Annotated in this window: 2 protein-coding genes; both read left to right on the forward strand. The window is 67.9% G+C overall.

Annotated features, from left to right (window positions below; genetic code table 11):
• Positions 1-16 precede the first annotated feature (16 nt).
• Complete coding sequence (locus VF794_RS26145) at positions 17-1027, forward strand: carbohydrate-binding protein (protein ID WP_414640954.1); 1011 nt, start codon at positions 17-19, stop codon at positions 1025-1027.
• A 152-nt stretch (positions 1028-1179) separates the two neighbouring features.
• Positions 1180-2191: sensor histidine kinase (locus VF794_RS26150; RefSeq protein ID WP_331114992.1), on the forward strand; the 1012-nt coding region annotated here is incomplete at its 3' end.

Raw genomic sequence — 2191 nt, forward strand, 5'->3', positions numbered from 1 at the left:
CGCGAGCAGGTTCGTCATCTCGACGTCCACCGATGGCATCACCTACTCGCAGGCCTTCTCTGGCACCTCCGCGCTGACGCTCGCGGCCCAGCGGCACACCTTCGCGGCCAGGAATGCCCGCTATGTGCGCGTGACGGTGAATGGCAACACGGTGAACACCTGGGCGAGCATCTCCGAGCTCGCCGCCATCACCGGCACCACCACGCCCACGCCGGCTCCCACGCCGGCTCCCACGCCGACTCCGGCTCCCACGCCGGGCACCGACACCTTCGGCGTGAAGATGATCTACCCGACGAAGGCGGGCGGCGAGACGTGGTTCCTCAAGAGCGACGCGCTGAACGACTCACGCTTCGACCCGAAGGCCACCATCACGCGCAACGCGGATGGCTCCTGGAAGATGAAGAGCACCCAGGTGCGCATGAGCGCCTTCACCTCCACCGGGTACAACACGAGCCAGATTCCCACGTACGACCCGGACGTGCTGGCGAGCCGTGGCTACATGCAGGCCGCCAACGACTGGAAGAACATCGAGATGACGGGCTTCGTGAAGGTGAACGCCGCCAGTGACATGGGCGACAACTTCGCCTGGTACGCGCGCGGTGGGCGCCACAGCGACGGCATCGCCTGCGAGGGCACCTCGTACAAGGGCAGCCTGCACTACGACGGCCGCGTGCGCTGGCAGAAGGAGTCCTACCACGTGAGCTACGAGCAGACGCCGTACGCGACGGGCACCAGCGCGCTCAAGGGTCGCTGGGTGGGCTTCAAGTCCATCATGAAGAACACCACCTACAACGGGAAGCCCGCGGTGAAGCTGGAGATGTGGCTCAACGAGAACGCCGACAAGGTCACCTGGAAGAAGGTCTACGACACCACGGACCACGGCCAGCTGGGCGGCGACACGAAGTACTGCGGCGGCGCCGTGACGGGCATGCCCTTCACCTGGGGCGGCCCCATCGCCACCTTCCGCTGGGACAGCGCCTCGGACGTGGACTTCAAATGGCTGAGCGTGCGAGAGATCGCCGAGTAGCACCCCCTGACGGAGGGTGAATCATCGGGCGCGGAGAGTATGACTCTCCGTGCCCTTTTCATGTCCGGTGTCGGGAGTGCTCCCCTGGCGAGGAGGGCTGAGGGTAGACTGGGGGGCCGACACTCGTGGGGGCTGTCGGTCGAGGAGCCTGGATGTCCGTCGTGACCAATCTCACCCACCCACCTATCGCCACGTCCGAGGGAAAGGGCGATGCGCTGCTGAGCGCCCTGCTGGAAGTGGAGCGGGCCAGCCCGGACGGGTGCACGGTGATGCGTGCCGTGCGTGACGCGGCCGGGGTCATCGTGGACTTCGAGTGGGTGTTCGCCAACGCCGCGGCGGAGCGGCTGATGGGCCGCTTCATCAAGAACTTCCTCGGGCGGCGCATGCTGGATCTGTTCCCGGACACCCGTAACAGCGAACGCTTCCCCCTGTACTGCCAGGTGGTGGAGACGGGGCACCCGTGCGTGATTGAGCTCCTGGTGCCCAACACGCAGGACTACTGGCTGCGCTACTCGATGGTCCGGTTCCAGGATGGCGTCCTCGTCCGCATGCAGGACATCTCCCTCCTCAAGCACTCGGAGCGGGAGCGGAACTCGCGGCTCGTGCAGGAGCACTCGGGACGGCTGGAGGCCGAGGCGCTGGCGCGCCAGCGGGCCGGAGAGCTGAACGCGGCGCGCGAAAAGCTCCTCCAGGCGGAGCGGCTGACGGTGGCCGGGCAGCTCGCGGTGGGGGTGGGGCATGAGATCAACAACCCACTGGCCTTCGTGGCGGGCAACCTGCACGTGGCGCTCGAGCAGCTGGCGGGCGTGGTGCGCGAGCTGGGAGGCCCGGTGGCCGAGCGGCTGCGTGAGCCCATTCAGGCGTTGGAGGACGCACGCCAGGGCGCCGAGCGCATCCGCACCATCGTGAGGGACCTGCGAACGCTGGCGCGGGCGGACGAGACGCGCCTGGGTCCAGTGGACGTGCTGGCCGCGCTGGAGTTCAGCGTGTCACTGGCGATGCCGCACCTGCGGCACCGGGCCCAGGTGGAGCGTCGCTACGAGGCGGTGCCGCCGGTGCGGGCCAACGAGGCGAAGCTGGGGCAGGTGTTCCTCAACCTGCTCATCAATGCCGCGCAGGCCATCCCCGAGGGAGACGCGACGCACCACCGCGTCACGCTGGGGA

This window comes from Archangium sp., from assembly GCF_036389735.1.
Taxonomy (GTDB): domain Bacteria; phylum Myxococcota; class Myxococcia; order Myxococcales; family Myxococcaceae; genus Archangium.